This window comes from Sphaerisporangium sp. NPDC004334 (assembly GCF_053602655.1).
This window is the reverse complement of sequence record NZ_JBSGDZ010000007.1, coordinates 136499-155833: the sequence shown is the minus strand read 5'-3', so window position 1 is coordinate 155833 and position 19335 is coordinate 136499. Positions and strand designations below refer to the sequence as shown.

16 protein-coding genes are annotated in these 19335 nt (G+C 71.6%); 6 read left to right on the top strand and 10 right to left on the bottom strand.

Features of this window, described 5'->3' with window-relative positions; genetic code table 11:
• Positions 1-5: 5 nt before the first annotated feature.
• Genes ACWEN6_RS10755 through ACWEN6_RS10745 form a run of 3 tightly spaced genes read right to left on the bottom strand, consistent with a single transcriptional unit; the run spans position 6 to position 5394 of the window.
• Entirely contained in the window at positions 6-1337 is a 1332-nt protein-coding gene (locus ACWEN6_RS10755; RefSeq protein WP_452569993.1) for an ABC transporter substrate-binding protein, read from the bottom strand.
• Positions 1334-2233 carry an NAD-dependent epimerase/dehydratase family protein gene (locus tag ACWEN6_RS10750; RefSeq protein ID WP_452569992.1) on the bottom strand — a complete coding sequence of 300 codons (900 nt, stop codon included), beginning with the start codon at positions 2231-2233 and terminating at the stop codon, positions 1334-1336. The genes ACWEN6_RS10755 and ACWEN6_RS10750 overlap by 4 nt, the downstream gene beginning before the upstream one ends.
• A complete protein-coding gene (locus tag ACWEN6_RS10745; protein WP_452569991.1) occupies positions 2230-5394 on the bottom strand; it encodes a sugar-binding protein in 3165 nt (1054 codons plus the stop codon). Before ACWEN6_RS10745 ends, ACWEN6_RS10750 begins: the two co-directional genes overlap by 4 nt.
• Before the next feature lie 379 nt (positions 5395-5773).
• On the opposite strand from ACWEN6_RS10745, the gene ACWEN6_RS10740 reads away from it, so the two are divergent.
• Positions 5774-6475 carry an IclR family transcriptional regulator gene (locus ACWEN6_RS10740; protein ID WP_452569990.1) on the top strand — a complete coding sequence of 234 codons (702 nt, stop codon included), beginning with the start codon at positions 5774-5776 and terminating at the stop codon, positions 6473-6475.
• A gap of 438 nt (positions 6476-6913) precedes the next feature.
• Here the strand turns inward: ACWEN6_RS10740 and ACWEN6_RS10735 are convergent, their stop codons facing one another.
• From ACWEN6_RS10735 to ACWEN6_RS10710, 6 genes are all read right to left on the bottom strand, one after another.
• Positions 6914-7507 carry a flavin reductase family protein gene (locus ACWEN6_RS10735; protein WP_354835724.1) on the bottom strand — a complete coding sequence of 198 codons (594 nt, stop codon included), beginning with the start codon at positions 7505-7507 and terminating at the stop codon, positions 6914-6916.
• Positions 7504-8025, bottom strand: a complete 522-nt coding sequence (locus ACWEN6_RS10730) for an NADPH-dependent FMN reductase (protein ID WP_452569989.1) — start codon at positions 8023-8025, stop codon at positions 7504-7506. Before ACWEN6_RS10730 ends, ACWEN6_RS10735 begins: the two co-directional genes overlap by 4 nt.
• Positions 8022-9371 carry an LLM class flavin-dependent oxidoreductase gene (locus ACWEN6_RS10725; RefSeq protein ID WP_452569988.1) on the bottom strand — a complete coding sequence of 450 codons (1350 nt, stop codon included), beginning with the start codon at positions 9369-9371 and terminating at the stop codon, positions 8022-8024. The genes ACWEN6_RS10730 and ACWEN6_RS10725 overlap by 4 nt, the downstream gene beginning before the upstream one ends.
• Positions 9368-10117: an ABC transporter permease gene (locus ACWEN6_RS10720; protein WP_452569987.1), complete on the bottom strand. Its 750-nt coding sequence runs from the start codon at positions 10115-10117 to the stop codon at positions 9368-9370. Before ACWEN6_RS10720 ends, ACWEN6_RS10725 begins: the two co-directional genes overlap by 4 nt.
• Before the next feature lie 133 nt (positions 10118-10250).
• Positions 10251-11114: an ABC transporter ATP-binding protein gene (locus ACWEN6_RS10715; RefSeq protein WP_452569986.1), complete on the bottom strand. Its 864-nt coding sequence runs from the start codon at positions 11112-11114 to the stop codon at positions 10251-10253.
• The gene (locus ACWEN6_RS10710; RefSeq protein WP_452569985.1) at positions 11111-12130 is read right to left on the bottom strand and encodes an ABC transporter substrate-binding protein; all 1020 of its coding nucleotides are present in this window, start codon (positions 12128-12130) and stop codon (positions 11111-11113) included. Before ACWEN6_RS10710 ends, ACWEN6_RS10715 begins: the two co-directional genes overlap by 4 nt.
• Before the next feature lie 430 nt (positions 12131-12560).
• Between ACWEN6_RS10710 and ACWEN6_RS10705 the strand changes: the two genes are divergently transcribed.
• The 5 genes from ACWEN6_RS10705 to ACWEN6_RS10685 all read left to right on the top strand — a co-directional run bounded on the left by ACWEN6_RS10705 (position 12561) and on the right by ACWEN6_RS10685 (position 18390).
• Positions 12561-13952: a selenium-binding family protein gene (locus tag ACWEN6_RS10705; RefSeq protein ID WP_452569984.1), complete on the top strand. Its 1392-nt coding sequence runs from the start codon at positions 12561-12563 to the stop codon at positions 13950-13952.
• Positions 13949-14629, top strand: a complete 681-nt coding sequence (locus ACWEN6_RS10700; protein WP_452569983.1) for a hypothetical protein — start codon at positions 13949-13951, stop codon at positions 14627-14629. Before ACWEN6_RS10705 ends, ACWEN6_RS10700 begins: the two co-directional genes overlap by 4 nt.
• 135 nt (positions 14630-14764) lie before the next feature.
• Positions 14765-15721, top strand: coding sequence for a TauD/TfdA dioxygenase family protein (locus ACWEN6_RS10695; protein WP_452569982.1), 957 nt, complete (start codon positions 14765-14767; stop codon positions 15719-15721).
• Positions 15722-15880: 159 nt separating this feature from the next.
• Positions 15881-17212 carry an NtaA/DmoA family FMN-dependent monooxygenase gene (locus ACWEN6_RS10690; protein WP_354835743.1) on the top strand — a complete coding sequence of 444 codons (1332 nt, stop codon included), beginning with the start codon at positions 15881-15883 and terminating at the stop codon, positions 17210-17212.
• Positions 17209-18390 carry an LLM class flavin-dependent oxidoreductase gene (locus tag ACWEN6_RS10685; protein WP_452569981.1) on the top strand — a complete coding sequence of 394 codons (1182 nt, stop codon included), beginning with the start codon at positions 17209-17211 and terminating at the stop codon, positions 18388-18390. The genes ACWEN6_RS10690 and ACWEN6_RS10685 overlap by 4 nt, the downstream gene beginning before the upstream one ends.
• Positions 18391-18568: 178 nt before the next feature.
• On the opposite strand, the gene ACWEN6_RS10680 is transcribed toward ACWEN6_RS10685, so the two are convergent.
• Entirely contained in the window at positions 18569-19291 is a 723-nt protein-coding gene (locus ACWEN6_RS10680; protein WP_452570100.1) for an NUDIX hydrolase, read from the bottom strand.
• Positions 19292-19335: the final 44 nt, after the last annotated feature.

Sequence of the window (19335 nt, the reverse complement as noted above, 5' to 3'; positions counted from 1 at the left end):
TGTCTCTAACCCGCCTTTTTGATCGCTGCGTCGCACTGTTCCTTGGCGGTCCGGGCCCACTGGTCCAGGCTGATGCTTCCGAGCAGGACCCGCTGGTTGAGCCCGTTCATGATCGTGGAGATCTCCGCGTGCGCCGTTTGGATGGTGTCCACGGGGATCCGCGCGTTCGTGGTCAGCAGGTTGGTCACCAGCGACTGCTGGTCGAACAGCTTCGCCGCGTCAGGTCCGCCCAGATCGGCGGCCAGTACGGCGGTGTCGCCGCCGGGCAGCGACGGGAGCCTGCCGCCGGGCACCATGCGTTCCGCGCCTTCGCCCAGCCAGAACTGCAGGAGCGTGAAGGCGGCGTCCTGGTGGGTGGACTTCTTGGTGATGGCCAGGTTGTCGCCGTAACCACCGGTGTTCCAGAACGGCACGCCCTTCTGCGGCGCCGGCAACGGCAGCAGGATGGTCTGGAAATCGTGCGGATACTCCTTGGTGTCCTTGATGTAGCGCAGGACGAACGGCTGGGAGATCCACATGCCCACCCTCCCCGTGAGGAACGGGGTCTGGGCGAACGCGTCCCACTTCTGCGCGACGATCTCGGTCATCGGCACGGCGGACTTCTCGGCCATCATGTCCAGCCGGAGCTGGAAGTTCTCGCGGAACGCCGGGTGGTCGAAGTTGGACTCACGGCCGCCGGCCTTGTAGGTGAAGTCCGGGCCGATCGTCTGGCGGGCTAGGTCCGGCGGGGTGAGACACCCGTACACGTCTTTGCTTGACAGCTCTTTCGCGATCGCGCGGAAGTCGGCGGCCGTCCAGTCCGCCGGGACGGTGATGCCGGCCTTGTCGAGCATGCTCTTGTTCGCCAGCACCGTCTCCACGCTGCGGCTGGCCGGGACGGAGTACGCCTTACCGTCGAAGAAGTTGTTGCTGGCCGGTTCCGCGCCGGGGGCGAAGACCTTCAGCGTCGGGTCACCGGCGATCCGGTCGGTGAGGTCGGTGAGCAGACCCGCCTCGACGCGTTTGGCCAGGGCCGAGCGCGCGTACGACACGACCACGTCGATCTCGAGACCGCCTTGCAGCGCGGTGTCGAGCTTGAGGTTGCCCTGATCGTCGTTGACGTAACGGGTGTAGTTGACCTTGATGTTCGGGTACTTCGCGGTGAACGCGGCGAACAGGGCGTCGGGTCCGCTCTCCGGTGGGACTCCGCCCCACACGTTGAGGGTCACCGGGCCCGTACCCGTGCCTGTGCCGGTGCCGGCGGGCTTGTCGTCTTTACCGCAGGCCGCGAGCAGGGCGGCGGAACCCAGTCCGGCCGCGCCCGCGAGCAGGCGCCGACGGCTGATCGTATGTGTCATGGCGTCACTTCCTGATGTGGGGGTGGTGGTGCCTGTCCGGGGAGGGACAGCGGGAAGAGGTGCTCAGGGGTGAAGCCGAGCAGCCGCATGGCCCGGCTGGTGTCGATGGCGACGCTCCGGCCGGTCCAGCGCGTCCGCCGGGGCACCCCTGGCAGGTGTTCGTCCAGCAGCGTCTCCGTGTCGGTGGCGCTGAGGGTGTCCGGGGCGGCGACGAACACCGGGTGGAATCCCGTCACGGGGGCGGTGAGGGCCAGCAGGCCGGCGCGGGCGGCGTCGCGGGTGTCCAAATACGCCCACAGCTCCTTGGCTCCCCACTCCGGGTGTTCGGCGTAGTAGCGGGCGTAGGTGTCGAACTGATCGCCGGGACCACCGAGCAGCGGCAGGCGCAGTGCGACGACGGTCATCCCGTGCCGGCGGGCCATCATGGCGCCGATCGCCTCGTCGGTCTGCTTCGACAACGCGTACGGGTCGGCCACCTGCAGCGGCATGTCCTCGTCGATGGGCAGGTAGGCCGGTGCCTGCGGGTAGGGCGACCAGGGCAGGCCGGTCACCGACAGGCTGCTGGCGATCACGGCCCGCGTGACACCCTGCTGGGCCGCCTCCTCCAGCACGGTGAACGTCGCCCGGGTGTTGGTGGTGAACACCTCGTGCGGTGTGCCGAGAGTGGGCGCGGGGATCGCCGCGCAGTGGAAGACGGCGTCGACCCCCGCGAGGGCGTCACGTACCACGGTCGGGTCCCCGGCGGATCCGGTCACCATCCGGCCCGCCCGGGTGTCGCCCGGGTCGTGCAGGTCGAGGCCGGTGGTGGGGATGAGCCGGTCGGCGCACAGGGTCAGGGCCGCCCGTCCCAGCCGGCCGGCCGCACCGGTGACCAGGATCCGCCGGGGCCCGCTCACGGTGCCATCACCTGCACCGGCCGCATCTCCGCGGTGTTCTTGGCCAGGACGATGCCGCCGCCCCACTGGATCCAGCCGGCCCGGCCGATGCCGTCGTCGTCATCGTTGACCACGAAGGACAGGGCGACCGGTGCGGTGGGCGGACCGGTGAGCCCGAGCGCGGACCAGGGCACCGACACGCGGTAGGAGGTGGTGGTCCCGTTCCGGACGATCGCCGCCGTCGCGCCGGGCGTTGCCCCGGCCGCTCCACCCGCCGGTGGCGTGAAGGTGTACACGGCCGGACCGGTGCCCAGCAGCGCCGCGCCGATCTCGACGCGGGAGGTCGACCGCCCCGGAAGGTCGGGGCTTATCGCCAGCTGGATGGAGTCGCCGTCCCACATGCTGCCGGCCGTCTTCGTCTGGGCGTGGGCGTTGTCGGTCACGTCGGCCGTCAGCCACAACGCGTCATCGGTGCGGGTGAGCTTGACGGTGCCCGACAGGTCAGACACGCCGCCGTAGGGAAGCCGCCGGTAGTCGACCGCGCCGTCGGCCGCCAGATTCACGGGTACGACGGCGTTCTGCCCGTCGGCCTCGATCGGGTTGAAGCCGACCGGCCCACTGGCTCGGAACGCGCCCAACTGTGCCGTGTCGACGCGCACCGACATGTCGTAGGACTTCCACGGGACGATCCCCGTGACCGGGATGTCGACCGAGGCGACGGAGTTCGGCGGGACCGGGGCGACGCCGGTCGCCGTGCCGCTCCGCGTCCCCACCGCCCAAGCGATCTGGGAGACGTTCAGGGGCGTCGCCGATTTGTTGTTGGTGATCTTCACCCGCAGCGAACCACCGACCGGCCCGACCGACGTCACGATCGGATCGACGGTCGCCACCACCGGATCGGTGATCATCGCGTCGTCGCGCAGCAGGATCGACGCCGATCCCCCGGAACCGGCCCGCACAAGCACCGTTCGCGGGCCCTTCACCGTGCTGCCGGGGACGGTGATGGTCTTCGTTCCCGTCTGCCCGGCCGCCGCGTTCACCGCGTAGGTCTTGTCCTGGATCTGGAAGTTGGTCCACGTGCCTCCCCCACCGTGGGTCCGGTCCACCTTCAGCGTCACCGGGATGTCGTCGCCGACCGCGACCGTGTCCGGAACCGAGACGGAGTACACCACCGGGTCGGTCACCGCGACGGCCGTCGGCTTGCCCCGGGTGAAGACCGGGTGCTCGGTCAGGTCCAGCGTCACCTTGCCCTGCAGGGGTTCCAGGGTGTTGGACCGGCCGTAGGCGTTGGTGACCGTGAGGGGGGTGGTGGTGCTCAGCTCGACCTGGGTCGGCTTGGTCGCCCACATCACCCGGACCGGCACCTTGCCGGTTCCCCCGGTGAATTCGTACGAGTAGACGCCCGACCCCAGGTTGTCGGCGGCATGGAAGTCCAGGCCGGCCAACTGGCGGATCATCACCGACTGCGCGACCAATGCCGGTTTCGGGGTGTAGGCGGTCATTCCCAGGTACCCGGGCCGGCGCATCACGCCGAAGTTGTACTCCTGGTTCGACGCGGTCGTGCCGTCGTTGAGGAAGTCGTACCAGTAGTAGCGGCTCGCCCCGTTGGCCACGGCCAGGCCGGCCGCCCGGACGAGGTAGTCGCCCTGCTGCAGTTCGGTGACGCCGCCGCCGGTGTGGGTCGGAAATCCGTTCTCGGTGATGTCGATCGGCATGTCGCGACCGTTGTTGTAGCGGCGGATCAGATCCCTGAACGTCGGGATCAGGGTCACGCCGCGGATCTCCGGCGGGGACGGGAAACCGTAGAGGTGCGCGCTGAAGCGATCCATGTACTTCAGGCCGCCGATCTGGAACAGCTCTTCCCACCACGCGGGTCCGCCGCCGGCCGGCGCGACGACCTCGGCCTGCGGGTGGTCGGCCTTCACCTTGGCGTAGGTCGCCTTCAACAGGGGCAGGTAGCACTGCGGGGTACGACCGCACAGGCCGTTGTTGAAACCGCCGTCGAACTCGTTGTACACCTCGACCTTGTTGGTACCGGAGAGGTTGAGTATCGCTGAGGCGTAGGCGGCGAAGGCGGCGTGGCCCTCGGGTGTGCTCGGCGTCTTCCCGCCGTCGTAGAGCGGATTGGCGAACGCCGCGACCAGAAGAGGCTCCATGCCGTTGGCGGCCAACCCGTTGAGGAACGGGGCGCCGTAGCTGGGCATGGTGTAGGTGCCGGCGGTCTTCTCCACATGCTGCCAGGACAGGGCGTCGCGGACGTGGGTGTAGCCGACCTTCGCCATCGTGGGGATGAGACCGGGCGGGTCGCTCTGGGAGAAGTGGGTTCCGACTCCCCATGGCGCCCCGGGCCGCCGGGCGTCGGCGGGAAGCGCGTCCAGCAGTGCCACCGGCGTGTACCGGGTGACCGGGAGTCCACCCACCTCGGCCGTGACGCCGAGGGTGTAGTAGCCCGGCTTGACCGCGGCGAGGTCGACCGTCGCCGTGCCGCCGGACACCGCGGCCGTGCCGCTGGCCGCCGGCACGCCCTGTTCGTCGGCGGCCGTCCAGCTCACGCTGGCCGCGCTGGAGGTCACCGGGATCGTCCGCGGCTCGGAGCCGCTGAAGACCAGGTTGCTCGCGGTCACCCGGACCGCCTCCGCGCTGGCGAAACTCACCGACACGTCGGCCACGCACAGATCGGTGGCGGACCGTCCGAGCTTGCTGTCCCAGGAGGCGATGCGGAAGTCCGCGCCGGACGGCATGTCACCCTTGAACTCGGCGTCGGCCAGCTGGAAGACATAGGACCGCCAGACGTTCCCGCCCGTCAGCGGCACGGCATCGCCGGCTTTGAACCCACTCGTGGCGTCGTACTGGATCGTGAAGTGCCCGGGGCCGGCGTCGAAGTAGCCGACCTTGACGAAGGCGTACCCGGTGGTGGCCGGCTGCCGAGCGGCGTCGACCCGGAAGTAGAGGAAGTCATTGGTGATCGGCGTCTGCGTGGTGGTCCAGCAGGAGCGGCCGCCCCGCTCGGTGGCCGCCGTGGAGATCTGGCCGGAGGCGTCGCCGGGATTACCGGCCATGCCGTCCCACTGCGGGGTCGCCGAGAGCACCGCGGAGGCCGCGGGCGTGTCGGCTAACGCTGGACGCGCGACGGCGATCAGGGGCAGGCCGATGAGAACGGCCAGTCCCATCGCGACGCGCATCCACCGCCTAGGGGAGTGCGCGTTCGAGAGTCGTATCAAGGTCATCACCTCTCGGATCAGCCACGGTCCGCTCGTCGGCGCAACGTCGTCCTGTGACTCGGATGCGTGGCGAGCCCGATCGGCTCGCCACGGTTCGCAGCGTGTGGCGCCCTTCCGTCCATGGCGGCAGCCCGCCGGACCCACCCCGTGGTGAGGGAAACCGACCCGGGCAGCAGTCATCGTGCCTGCTGGAGCAGGGTCAACTGCGGCTTCAGGCGGCATCGTTGGTCAAGTGCGGCGAGCGTAATGGTGCAGTAATAGCACCGTCAAGATGCTTCGCCGAAACCCCCGCGAAACGATCTCGTAGCAAACTCGGCCGTAGTGATGCTATAAATGCAACATGCTGCCGTCTCAGCCGAACAAGTCACTCCTGGATGGACTCGACTGCCTGCAGTTACTGGCCAGTTCCACCGAGGCCCTCGGCTCACGCGAAGTCGCAAGACGGCTCGGGCTGGAACCTTCCCGCGCGAACCGGCTGCTCAAGACCCTCGCGCACGTCCGCCTGATCGAACAGGACGAGCGGCGCCGCTATCGTCCCGGCCCGGGAATCCATGCCCTGGCCGCCCAGAGCCTCTTCGGGTCCGGTCTGATCCGCCGCGCGATCGGGCCGCTCGGCGCTCTGCACGTCCACGGTCACACCGTGGCCATGGGCGTGCTCTGGCGCGACCATATGTCGTACCTGTACCACGCCGACCCGGGCATGGACACCAGCACGGCCCTCGGCCGGATCGGCCTGTTCCCGGTCACCCGATCCGGGCTCGGGATGGCCCTGCTGGCCTGCCAGGACGACGAGCACGTCCGCGCCATGTGGGCCACCAGCGCGAACGAGACCCCGGTCGAACAGGTCCTCGCCGATCTCGCGGAGATCCGTGAAGCCGGTTTCGCCCTGCGCGCCGGCAAAACCGAACGCACCGTCGCCGTCACCGTCGGCTCGGCACCGTACGCCGCGGTCGGCATGTCCGGCCGCTTCCCCGACGCGCACATACCTGAACTCGTCAGCGCACTCCGGCACGCGGCAGAAATGATAGAGAAGAACGGCTGAGGCGGACCGGGCCGGACCGTCGCGTGGCCCCGTACGCCGATCGGCGGTCTCCGGAGTCACCACCGCGCGAACAGGAGGAGATGTCGGCCGCCGAGGCCATCAGGAGGGCGTTGCCGCGCGGGCATCCGCGGGGTCGGCGATGGTGGTGTGGAACAGAGGTCCCCACGCTCTCCGGTGACCGACGCCCCGCCGGACGGCTCAGAATACGGCGCCGACTCGCATGAGAACCCACACGCCGCTGACAAGATTTCCCTGACCTACGGCGTGTCGTCGACGCCTGCGCCGGGCGTCCTGCCACTGCAGGGCCACGCGGACTGATCGTCCGCCGGGCCGGCCGCCTCGCCTGTGACGGGCGGCGGGGCGGCCGGCGGCGAGCCGCCCGCCGGCCCGGGGGCGTGAGCCGGGCCGGCGGGGGCCGGTCTGCGGGAAGGCGGGCGGTCAGGGGTGGGTGGTGAAGCGGCCGAAGCGGCCCTGGTGGTAGAGCAGCGGGTGGCCGGGATGGTAGACCCCGGCCTCGGCGACCAGCCCGACGACCAGCACGTGGTCGCCCACGGTGAAGGTGTCGTAGGGCAGGCACACCAGGTGCGCCGAGACGTCCTGCAGCAACGGCGCGCCCAGCGGCCCGGGCCGCCAGCGCGTCGGCTCGGCGAAGCGGTCGACGCCCTTGCGGGCGAACCGCGCCGCCAGCTCCGCCTGGTCGCCGGTCAGGATGTTGACGGCGAAGTGGTCGGCCGAGCGCAGCCACGGCCAGGTGGTGGACTCCTGAGCGACGTAGAACGACACCAGCGGCGGGTCCAGGCTCACCGAGGAGAAGGAGGTGGCGGTCAGCCCGACCGGCACGCCCTCGCTCTGCGCGGTGATCACCACGACCCCCGCGGCGTGCACGGCGAGCGCCTGCCGGAACGTCTCCTCGTCCACCGACCCCGGCGCCGTGCCATCGGGGCGCGCGGACGCCGGGCCGGTGGGCGGCGTGCCGTCGTCCCGCCTGGGGAGGCGGAACGGCGGGCGCTGAGCGGGCACCGTCTCCGTCATATCTCCGCCCTCTCCCGCGACGTCGCGGCCACCTGGGGCGCGACCCGGTCGGCCCACCCGGCGAGCGCCGCCTCCAGGTCGGGGATCTGCGACTCCAGCAGGGCCAGACCGGGGGTCGGCACCTGCGCGCCGAGCTCGGCCAGCACCGGGCGCAGGTGCAGCTCGACGGCCAGCGCGTGCCGGGGGTCGCCCATGACGAGCAGGGGCAGCGCCACCGTCCGGGACAGGGCGCCCGGGGGGAGGCGGTCGAGGAACACCTTCAGCAGGCCGGTGTAGGTGGCCTTGTAGGTGGGGCTGGCCACCACCAGCACCCCGGCTCCGGCCACCGCCTCCAGCGCCGCCTCCACCTGGGGCGAGGGGCCGGTGAGCAGCAGCGGCGCGAGCTCGGACAGGTCCACGACGCGCGGGGGGCCGTCGTGCCCGGTCCGCCGTCCGACCGCCTCGGCCGCCGCGACCGCCGCCGTCAGCGTCCTGGACCCGGGGCGGGGGTTGCCGACCAGCGCGACCGGGGCGCTCATGACGCCACCGCCACGCCGAGGCGCTCGCCGGCGTCGCCGGCCGCGTGGCGGGAGGCGGGCCGTGCCAGGCCGTAGTTGCCGCGCAGGGTGCGGCCGTCGTAGGCGGTGCGGAACAGCCCTCTGGCCTGCAATTCCGGCACGACGTGGTCGACGAAGCGCTCCAGGCCGTCCGGCAGGATCGGCGGCATGATGTTGAACCCGTCGGCAGCGCCGTTCTCGAACCACGTCTGGATCTGGTCGGCGATCTGCTCCGGGGTGCCGGTCACCACGCGGTGCCCGCGCCCGCCCGCGAGGCGGCCGAGGAGCTGCCGCACGGTCAGCTCGTCGCGCCGGGCGATGTCGATGACGAGCTTGCGACGGCTCTGCGCCCCCTCGGTCTCGAGCGGGACCTCCGGCAGCGGCCGGTCCAGCGCCTCCTCGGGCAGGTCGATGCCGACCAGGTGCGCGAGCTGCGCCAGCCCGTAGGCGGGGATGATCAGCTCCTCCAGCTCGCGCTCCAGCCGCCGCGCCTCCTGCTCGGTGGAGCCGATGATCGGCGAGATGCCGGGAAGGACGAGCACGTCCTCGGGGCGCCTGCCGTGCCCGGTGACGCGCGCCTTGAGGTCGGCGTAGAACTCCTGGCCGTCGGCGAGGGTCTGCTGGGCGGTGAAGACCGCCTCGGCGAAGCGGGCGGCGAACTCCTTGCCGTCCTCGGAGGACCCGGCCTGGACCAGCAGGGGGTGGCCCTGCGGCGAGCGGGAGGTGTTCAGCGGGCCGCCGACCCGGAAGTGGACGCCCTGGTGGTCCAGCGCGTGGATCTTCCCGGTGTCGGCGTAGGTGCCGCTGTGCCGGTCGCCCACGACCGCGTCGTCCTCCCAGCTGTCCCACAGCTTGGTGACGACCTCCAGGAACTCGGTGGCCCTGGCGTAGCGGTCGGCGTGCGCGGGCCGTTCGATGCCGAAGTTGCGGGCCTCGGCCTCGCTCGCGGAGGTGACGATGTTCCATCCGGCCCGGCCGCCGCTGATGTGGTCCAGCGAGGCGAACTTGCGCGCGACGTGGAACGGCTCGTTGTAGGTGGTGGACACCGTCGCGATCAGCCCGATGTGGTCGGTCACCGCCGCCAGGGCCGCCAGCAGGGTGAGCGGCTCCAGGCCGCCGAGCGCGTTGTGCCGGACGTTCCCCTGGAGGGCCAGGCCGTCGGCGAGGAACACCGAGTCGAGCAGGCCGCGCTCGGCGATGCGGGCGAGCCGCTGGTAGTGGCGGACGTCGGTGAGGCGGGCGGGCTCGGTACGCGGGTGGCGCCAGGCCGCTTCGTGGTGGCCCACGCCCATGAGGAAGGCGTTGAGGTGGAGCGTGCGGGCGGTCATGCGGAGGTCCTCCAGGTCGAGAAGCGGCGCTCCACGGTCAGCAGGAGCAAATTGAACAGCACGCCGAGCACCGAGATCGTGATGATTCCCGCGTACATGTCGGGGATGCGGAAGCTGAACTGGGCGTCCTGGACGAGGTAGCCGAGCCCGGCCTTGGCGCCGACCATCTCGGCGAACAGCAGCACGAGGATGGAGTAGGCCCCGGCCAGGCGGACGCCGGTGAAGACGGCCGGCACGGCGGCCGGCAGGATGACCTTGCGGAACAGGCGCAGCGGGCCGAGCCCCATGGATCGGGCCGACTTGATCAGCAGCGGTTCCACGGTGCGGACGCCGCCGATGGTGTTGAGCAGGATCGGCCAGGCGCAGGCGTACAGGATGAAGGTGATCTTGGAGGTCTCGCCCAGGCCCAGGATCAGGATGAACACCGGCAGCAGGGCCACCGGCGAGGTGTTGCGGAACAGCTCCAGCACCGGGGTGAGGAAGTCGGCGACCGGGCGGTACCAGCCGATGGCCAGCCCCAGCGGGATGGCCAGCACGATGGCCAGGCCGAACCCCGACACCGAGCGGATCAGCGACGCCTGGAAGTGCTCCAGCAGCTGCCCGCCGGCCAGCAGGTCGTACCAGGCGGCCAGGACCTCCGACAGCGGGGGCACGAAGACCCGGTCCACCACGCCCGTGCGGGGCAGCAGCTCCCAGGTCGCGGCGAGCAGCACCAGGGCCAGCGACCGCCGCGCCAGCAACGCCACCCGCCCGCCGCCGGCCCGCCGCTTCCGAGCAGGCGCGGCGGGGGCCGTTTTTTGGGGTGTCACTCGCGGGGTGGCGCCAGCGGCCGGGTTCTGGGACGCCGCCCGCGGGGTGGCGCCGGGGGCGGCGAGGGTGTCAGCCAATGGTCCGCTCCTGCTCCTGAGCCGCCGCGACCTCGTCGCGCAGCAGGGTCCAGATCTCGTGGCGGTACTCGCCGAACCGCGGGTCGGCGCGCAGGTCGCCCTCGCGCGAGCCGAACGCCACGTCGATGATCTTCTTGATCCGGCCGGGCCGGGAGGTCATCACCGCGACCCGCCGCCCCAGGTACACCGCCTCGTCGATGCCGTGGGTGATGAAGACGATGGTCTTCCCGGTCTTCTCCCAGATGTGCAGCAGCTCCTCCTGCAGCGACTCGCGGGTCTGGGCGTCCAGGGCGGCGAACGGCTCGTCCATCAGCAGCACGTCGGGGTCGAAGGCCAGGCTGCGCGCGATGGCGACGCGCTGGCGCATGCCGCCCGACAGCTCGTGCGGGTAGCGCTGCGCGAACCCGGCGAGCCCGACGAGGTCGAGGTAGTGGCGGGCCCGTTCGCGCCGTTCCCTGCGCGGCACGTCCTTGGCCTCCAGCCCGAACTCGACGTTGGCGAGGGCGGTGCGCCAGGGGAACAGGGCGTACTGCTGGAAGACGATGCCGCGGTCCAGGCCTGGCCCGGTCACCGCGCGGCCGTCGATGACGACCTGTCCGGTGGTGGGCGCGGTGAGACCGGCGATCAGGTCGAGCAGCGTCGACTTGCCGCAGCCGCTCGGCCCGACCAGGGTGAGGAACTCACCCTCGCGCACGTCCAGGTCGATGGCCTCGATCGCGGTGAACGGCTGGTCCGATCCTCTGATCTCGAAGGTCTTGCCGACACCCCGAATCTCGATCTTCGTCCGGGTGCTGTCCTCCGTGGCGGGGGCGGTCACGGCGTCCGTCACGGCGACGGAACGGCCGGCCGCGCTCATGAGGCGCTCCCGCTCGCGAAGGGGTTGTACTGGTTGGTGTAGAGGTCGGCCGCCTTGACCTGGCCCGGTTTGATCTCGCCCTCGCGTTGCAGCCAGTCGATCCAGGTCTGGAACTCCTTGGCGTCGATGACGCCGCCCTTGTTGGCGACGCCGCTGCTCTTCCAGAACGCGACGCCGCCGGCGTCCTCGTTCCTGCCCCGGGCCGCGATGATCTTCTTGTACTCGGCGATCACCTCCTCGCGGGAGTGGGTCTGGGTCCACTCCACGGCCTTGGCGAAGGCGGCGACGAACTTGCGGGTGGTGTTCGGGTTGCGCTGGATGAACCGCTCGGTGAGCACGACGCTGCCCGCGGTGAACGGGCCGAACAGGTCGATGTCCTTGAACAGCGGGCGGATGCCGCCGCGTTCCAGGGCCTTGTCACGCAGGATGCCCGACAGCGCGGCCACGTCGATCTGCCCCTGGCGCAGCGCCTGCTCGGTGTTGACCGGCGGGACGACCACCAGTTCGACCTTGGCGATCTCCTGCGGGGTGAGGCCGCCTCGCTTGAGGTACTCCTTGACCACGGCCTCCAGATGGGCGCCGAGGGTGTTGACGCCGATCTTCTTGCCGATCAGGTCGCGGGGGCCCTTGATGGGCGAGCCGCCGGCGACGTAGTAGCCGACGTAGCTGTCCTTGTCGCTGCCGTAGTAGCCGACGACCGCCTTGATCGGGGCCTTGGCGGCGGCGAGCTTGACGATGGCGCCGTCGAACGCGCCGCCGAAGTCGGTCTGGCCGGTGGCCGCGGCCTGGATGTCCTGCGGGCCGGAGATGGTGTTGCCGATCCACTTGAGCTTGATGGGGGCGAGGTAGCCGAGCTCCTCGGCCAGCTCGGGGAAGCTGACGGCCCCGACGCCGCCCTGGTAGCGCAGCTCGGTGAGCTCCAGGCCGCCCGGCGTGGAGGCGCCGGAGGCCGAGCCGCACGCGGCCAGGGTCGTGGCGAGGAGAACGGGGAGAAGGGCGTGTCTGCGTCTGATCACGGAAGGCCTCATGGAGGAAGGGCATGCTCGCGCGAGGCCGCGCCGCGGGCGGGGCATGCCGGAAGGGACGGTCGTTCGGAGGTGACACGGGTGGTGGAAGGCGTGGACACCGTCGGCCACGCGGAGGCGCGAGGTGGGATCGCGGCGGCACCTTGGCCGCACGCCCCCCTCGCCGGTGTGGGCGGGTGTGAAGGATGCCCGCGATGCGCGATCAGCGACACTGCGCGCTGGCGAGGTGGCCGAAGTCGACGTGCGAGCGCCGTGTGAGGTAAAGCCCTTGGCCCATAGATCGAACCTACGACGGCGGGGCCGACCAAGTCAATATTTCCTACCGGATATACATAGAAATGCCCTGTCACCAGCGCTGACGACACGCCGTAACCGGTAGATTACCTATTGACTCCATAGGCAATGCCGGAATCATGGGGGCATGGCACTCTGGACTCCTGACCCGACCTTCTACCCGTCGCCGAGAGACGCCGCGACCGCGCCGGCGGAACGGCTCGCCTACGTGGCCGCGTTCGACCGGCGGGCCGAAAGGCCCGACGCCATGGCCGTCGTGGACACCGACCCCGCCTCGCCCGGCTACGGCAAGGTCGTCGGCTGGACCGACCTGCCCAACACCGGCGACGAGCTGCACCACTTCGGGTGGAACGCCTGCAGCAGCGCGCTGTGCCCGTACGCGCCGCACCCGCACGTCGAGCGCCGCTACCTGGTCGTGCCGGGCCTGCGCTCCTCGCGCATCTACATCCTGGACACCAAGGACCGGATCAGCCCCGAGATCGTCAAGGTGATCGAGCCCGAGGAGCTGGCCAGGCGCGCCGGGTACTCCCGCCCGCACACCGTCCACTGCGGGCCCGAGGGACTGTACGTCTCCGCGCTCGGCGGGGCGGACGGCCAGGAGGGCCCGGGCGGCATCGCGGTCCTGGACCACCTGTCGTTCGAGGTGCTCGGCCGGTGGGAGCGCGACCGCGGGCCGCAGTACCTGGCCTACGACTTCTGGTGGCACATCAACCACGACGTGCTGGTCACCTCCGAGTGGGGCACCCCGTCGATGATCGAGAACGGCGTCGTGGGCGAGCTGCTCCTCGGCCGCCAGTACGGCCACAAGCTGCACTTCTGGGACCTGCGCAAGCGCCGCCACGTGCAGGAGGTGGACCTCGGCGACCAGTACCAGATGGCGCTCGAACTGCGCCCCGCGCACGACCCGACGCGGACCTACGGGTTCGCCGGCGTCGTGATCAGCGTCGAGGACCTGTCGGCGTCGGTGTGGACGTGGTTCAAGGAGGACGGCCGCTGGCAGGCGCGCAAGGTGATCGACATCCCGGCCGAGCCCGCCGACCCCGAGGACCTGCCCGACCTGCTCAAGCCGTTCGGCGCCGTGCCGCCGCTGATCACCGACATCGACCTGTCGGTGGACGACCGGCGCCTGTACGTCTCCTGCTGGGGCACCGGGGAGATCAAGCAGTACGACGTGAGCGACCCCTTCAAGCCGGTCGAGATCGGCTCCCTGCGCATCGGCGGCATCGCCCGAACCCAGGCGCACCCGGCCGCGCCGGACGTCCCTCTGCGGGGCGGCCCGCAGATGGTCGAGGTGAGCCGGGACGGCCGGCGCGTCTACCTCACCAACTCCCTGTACGGCGCGTGGGACGACCAGTTCTACCCTGAAGGGGTGGGCGCCTGGATGGCCAAGATCGACGCGGGGACGTTCGCCTTCGACGAGCGCTTCTTCCCGCACGGCGGCGACTTCCGCGGCCTCCGTCCCCACCAGGTGCGGCTCCAGGGCGGCGACGCCTCCTCCGACTCCTACTGCTACCCGTGACCATCACCGCGGCGCTCCTGCTCGGCGCCTTCCACGGCCTGAACCCGGCGATGGGATGGCTGTTCGCGGTGGCCCGCGGCCTGCAGGAGCACAGCAGGGGCAGGCTCGCGTGGTCGCTGCCGGCGATCGCGGCCGGCCACCTCGCCTCGGTGGCGCTGGTCGCGCTGGCCGTCGCCGTCACCGGCTCGCTGGTGACGGCGACGGCGCTGTCGATCGCCGGGGGCGCCGCCCTGGTCGTCTTCGGCCTGTGGCGGCTGCTGTCCAACCGGCACTTCCGCTGGGTGGGCATGCGGCTGTCGCTGCCGCAGCTCGCCGCGTGGTCGTTCCTGATGTCCTCCGCGCACGGCGCGGGGCTGATGCTCGTCCCGCTGTTCACCCGCGTCCAGACCGGCCAGGACGCCCACAGCGGCATGCCCGGCATGTCCGGCATGAACGGCGTCAACGGCATGGACGGCATGACGGGCGGGTACGCCGGGCATCTCGCGCACGCGCTGGCCGGCGACCTCGGCGTGGCGGCGCTGCACACGCTTGCCATGTTCACGGTCGCCGGCGTGGTGGCGCTGGTGGTGTACGAGGTGGCCGGGCTGACGGTGCTGCGCCGCGCCTGGTTCAACGTCGACCGCATGTGGGCGGCGGCGCTCGTCGGCGCGGGGCTGCTGACGCTGGCCCAGGCCTGAGGGGCCATATTCCATGTATTCCCTATTGACTTATAGGGGAAAATGACACAAGGTCGATGTACCCGGCCCCGCACCTCACCGCGCCGGTCCGCGACCCCGGGCCCGCGCCACCAGAGCTCATGGAGGCCCAAGCTCATGCCATCGACCACCACCCTGGACGTCCGCCGCGTCGCCGGGCACATCGGCGCCGAGATCCGGGGCATCGACATCTCCCGGCCGCTCGACCCCTCGACGGTGGCGGAGATCCGCCAGGCCCTCCTCGCGCACAAGGTCGTGTTCTTCCGCGGGCAGACCCTCGACCACGCGGCGCAGATCTCCTTCGCCCGGCAGTTCGGCGACCTCACCCACGCCCACCCGCACGAGGACGCGCCGCCGGAGGAGTTCCCGCAGATCCTCACCATCGACCCGCGCCGGTACGAGGAGCGGTACGGCAAGCAGTACCGCGAGCTGTACCGCACGCGGCAGTACTCCTACTACTCCGGCTGGCACACCGACGTCACCGCCGCCGTCAACCCGCCGGCCGCCTCGATCCTGCGGGGCGAGACCGTCCCGGCCTTCGGCGGCGACACCCAGTGGACCAACCTGGTCGCCGCCTACGAGGGCCTGTCGGAGCCGCTGCGCCGGCTCGCCGACGGGCTGCGCGCCGAGCACCGCTTCCTGGCCGGTCAGCAGGCCGCCGCGGAGGACGGCAGGCTCCTCAAGCGGATCAACGACAACCTGCTGGTCTCCGTGCACCCCGTGGTCCGCGTTCACCCCGAGACCGGGGAACGGGCCCTGTTCGTCAACCCCGGCTTCACCGACCGCATCGTCGGCCTGTCCTCCCACGAGAGCCGCCGCGTGCTGGAACTGCTGTACGAGCAGATCACCCGCCCGGAGTACACCGTCCGCTTCCGGTGGGAGCACGGCAGCGTCGCCTTCTGGGACAACCGCGCCACCGCCCACCTCGCCCCCGCAGACCTGGACCACCTCGACGTCGAGCGCACCCTGCACCGCGTCACCCTGATCGGCGACCGGCCGGTCGGGCCGGACGGGTTCGTCTCCGAGATCGTCGCCGGCCGCGAGTTCACCGCCGAGGCGCTCGTCGTCGCCTGACCGCCCTCCCCCACCCGGCGAAGGCGGACCGCGCTGTCGCCCCGGCGGGGGCGGACCGTCCCGTCCGCCCCGGCGGGGCGGACGGGGCCCCCGCCGTCACATGCGTGCGGCCCCCGCCTGGGCGCCGTCCCCGCCCCGGACTCCTCGTCAGGAAGGCCCATGACCAAGCAGATCCACCTCGCCGCCCACTTCCCCGGTGTCAACAACACCACCGTGTGGTCCGACCCCCGCTCCGGCAGCCAGATCGACTTCGACTCCTTCCGCCACCTCGCCCGGACGGCCGAGCGCGGCAAGTTCGACTTCTTCTTCCTCGCCGAAGGGCTGCGGCTGCGGGAGATGAAGGGCCGCATCCACGACCTGGACGTGGTGGGGCGGCCCGAGTCGCTGACCGTCCTCGCGGCGCTGTCGGCGGTCACGACGCACCTCGGGCTGGCCGCCACGGTCAACTCCACCTTCAACGAGCCGTACGAGGTGGCGCGGCGGCTGGCGTCGCTGGACCACCTGAGCGGCGGCCGGGCCGCGTGGAACGTCGTGACGAGCTGGGACGCCTTCACCGGCGAGAACTTCCGGCGCGGCGGCTTCCTGGCCGAGGGCGACCGGTACACCCGGGCCGCCGAGTTCCTGCGGACGGCGCGCGAGCTGTGGGACTCCTGGGCGCCGGACGCGGTGGTCGCCGACCCGGCCTCCGGACGGTTCCTGCGGCCGGGCGGCGTCACCCCGTTCCGGCACCGGGACCGCCACTTCGACATCACGGGCCTGTTCAACGTGCCCCGCCCCCCGCAGGGCCACCCGGTGATCATCCAGGCCGGCGACTCGGAGGAAGGTCGCGAGTTCGCCGCCTCCGACGCCGACGTGATCTTCAGCAGGCACTCCCGGCTGGAGGAGGGCCGCGCCTTCTACGCCGACGTCAAGCGCCGCCTCCCGGCGTACGGGCGGCGGCCGGAGGATCTGAAGATCCTCCCCGCGGTGACGTGCGTCCTCGGCGACACCGACCAGGAGGCGCGCGAGTACGCCGCCGAGATCCGGCGGGCGCAGGTCAGCCCGCAGACCGCGATCGCCTTCGTCGAGGCCGTCTGGGGCCGGGACCTGTCGGCGTACGACCCCGACGGCCCGCTGCCCGACCTCGAACCCGACCTCGGAGAGGAGGTGTCCAAGGGCCGCGCCCAGTTCCGCCGCGACCGGGGCGAGCTGGCCGCCAAGTGGCGGGCTCTCGCGCAGGAGAAGAACCTGTCGATCCGCGAGCTGGTCATCGAGGTGTCCGCGCGGCAGACCTTCATCGGCACGCCGCGGACCGTGGCCGACGCCATCGACACCTTCGTCCAGACCGACGCCGCCGACGGCTTCATCTTCGTGCCCCACCTGACCCCGGGCGGCCTGGACGACCTGGTGGACAAGGTCGTCCCGCTGCTGCAGGAGAAGGGCGTCTTCCGCGCCGACTACACCGGCCCCACCCTGCGCGACCACCTCGGCCTGACGAAGGAGACCCGATGACGCTGCATCTCGCCGTGGCCCTGGACGGCGCCGGCTGGCATCCGGCCGCCTGGCGGGCCGAGGGCGTCCGCCCCGACCGGCTGTTCACCGCCGGCTACTGGGCCGAGCTGGTGCTGGAGGCCGAAAGCGGCCTGCTCGACTGGGTGACCTTCGAGGACTCCCTGGCGCTGCAGTCCTCCCGCTTCGACGGGCAGGACGAGCGCCTGGACCAGGTGCGCGGCCGGCTCGACGCGGTGCTGCTGGCCTCCAGCCTGGCGCCGCTGACCTCCCGCGTCGGGCTGGTGCCGACGACGAGCACCACCCACACCGAGCCGTTCCACGTCGCGATCGGCATCGCCTCGCTGGACCACGTCAGCCGCGGGCGGGCCGGCTGGCGCCCGCGGGTGTCGGCCCGCCCGGACGAGGCCGCCCACTTCGGCCGCCGCGTCTTCCCTCCGCTGGACCTCGCCGACCCGGCGGTCACCGCGCACGTCGGGCGGCTGCTGGACGAGGCCTCGGACGCGGTGGAGGTCGTCCGCCGCCTGTGGGACAGCTGGGAGGACGGCGCCGAGATCAGGGACGTGCCGACCGCCCGGTTCATCGACCGCGACCGGCTGCACTACATCGACTTCCAGGGCGAGTGGTTCAGCGTCCGCGGCCCGTCGATCACCCCGCGCTCGCCGCAGGGCCAGCCCCTGGTCACCGTGCTCGCCCACGACACGCTGCCCTACGAGTTCGCGGCCCGCGGCGCCGACGTCGTGTACGTCACTCCGCGCGACCGCGAGGACGCCGAGGCCATCGTCGGCCGCGTGCGGACCGCCGAGGCGGCCGTGGGCCGCACCGGGCCGGCGCTGCGCATCCTCGCCGACATCGTGGTCTTCCTCGAGGGCCCCGGCGCCGGTCCGGGGCGCAAGGAGCGGCTGGACGACCTCGACGGCGCCGAGCTGGAGTCCGACGCCTTCGTCTTCAGCGGCACCCCCGAGGCGCTGGCCGACCTGCTGCTGGCCTGGCGGGAGGCCGGCCTGGACGGCTACCGCCTGCGGCCGGGGGTGCTGCCCCACGACCTGACGGCGATCACGCGCGGCCTGGTGCCCGAGTTGCGGGCCCGCGGCGCGTTCCGCGGCGCCTACGAGACGGCCGACCTGCGCGGACGTCTCGGCCTGACCCGCCCGGCCGGCCGCTACGAGCGGGCGTCATAGCCCCGCGGCGCCCCTGTGCTCCCGGAGCCGTCGCGACACCCGTGTCCAGATCCGACGAAGATCGGTGGATCCGGGTGGTTTCCAAGGAAGCCGCGAATCCGGGCGGCTCCGGGGTGGCGAGGGATCCGCGGATCCGGGCGGTGCGGCGGAAGCCGGGCCGGCCGGTACGGGAGCGGACCTAGTGCCCGGGGTCGCCGGCCCTGGGCATCGGGGGGAACAGCAGCCCCGCCGGGCCGCGGCGGTACAGCGCGGCGGGCCGGCCGATCTCCAGCGGGCGCGACTCGCCGGTCGCCTCGACGAAGCCCTCCGCCTTCAGCACCTTGCGCCGGAAGTTGCTCGGGTCGAGCGGAATGCCCCAGACCACCTCGTAGACGTGGCGCAGCTCGGCGAGGGTGAAGGGTTCGCGACAGAAGGCCGCGGCCACGGTGGTGTACTCCAGCTTGGCCCTGGCCCGGTCCAGGCCCTGCCCGAGGATCTCGGCGTGGTCGAAGGCGAGCCGCACCGACGGGGAGAGCGCCGTCCCGACGGGCACCCAGCGCGCCGCCCTGGCGTCGGTGCCGGCGACCGGCGCCGGCAGGTCGGGGCCCAGGGCGAGGTAGGCGACGGTGAAGGTCCTGTTGCGCGGGTCGCGGCCGGGCTCGCCGAACGTGCGGAGCTGCTCCAGGTGCAGGACGCTCCCGTCGACGCCGGTCTCCTCCTCCAGCTCGCGCAGGGCGGCGGCGTCCAGGCCCTCACCTGCGCGCACGAACCCTCCGGGCAGCGCCATCTCGCCCTCGAACGGCTCCTTGCCGCGTTCGATGAGCAGAACCTGCAGATCATGCCGCCCGAGCGTGAAGATCACCAGGTCGACGGTCACCGCGACCGGCGTGCCGCCGTCGTACTTCGACGCCCGATCATGGATCACGTTCCCACCCTATAAGGTCGCCATGACCGGAAAAGGCGCGC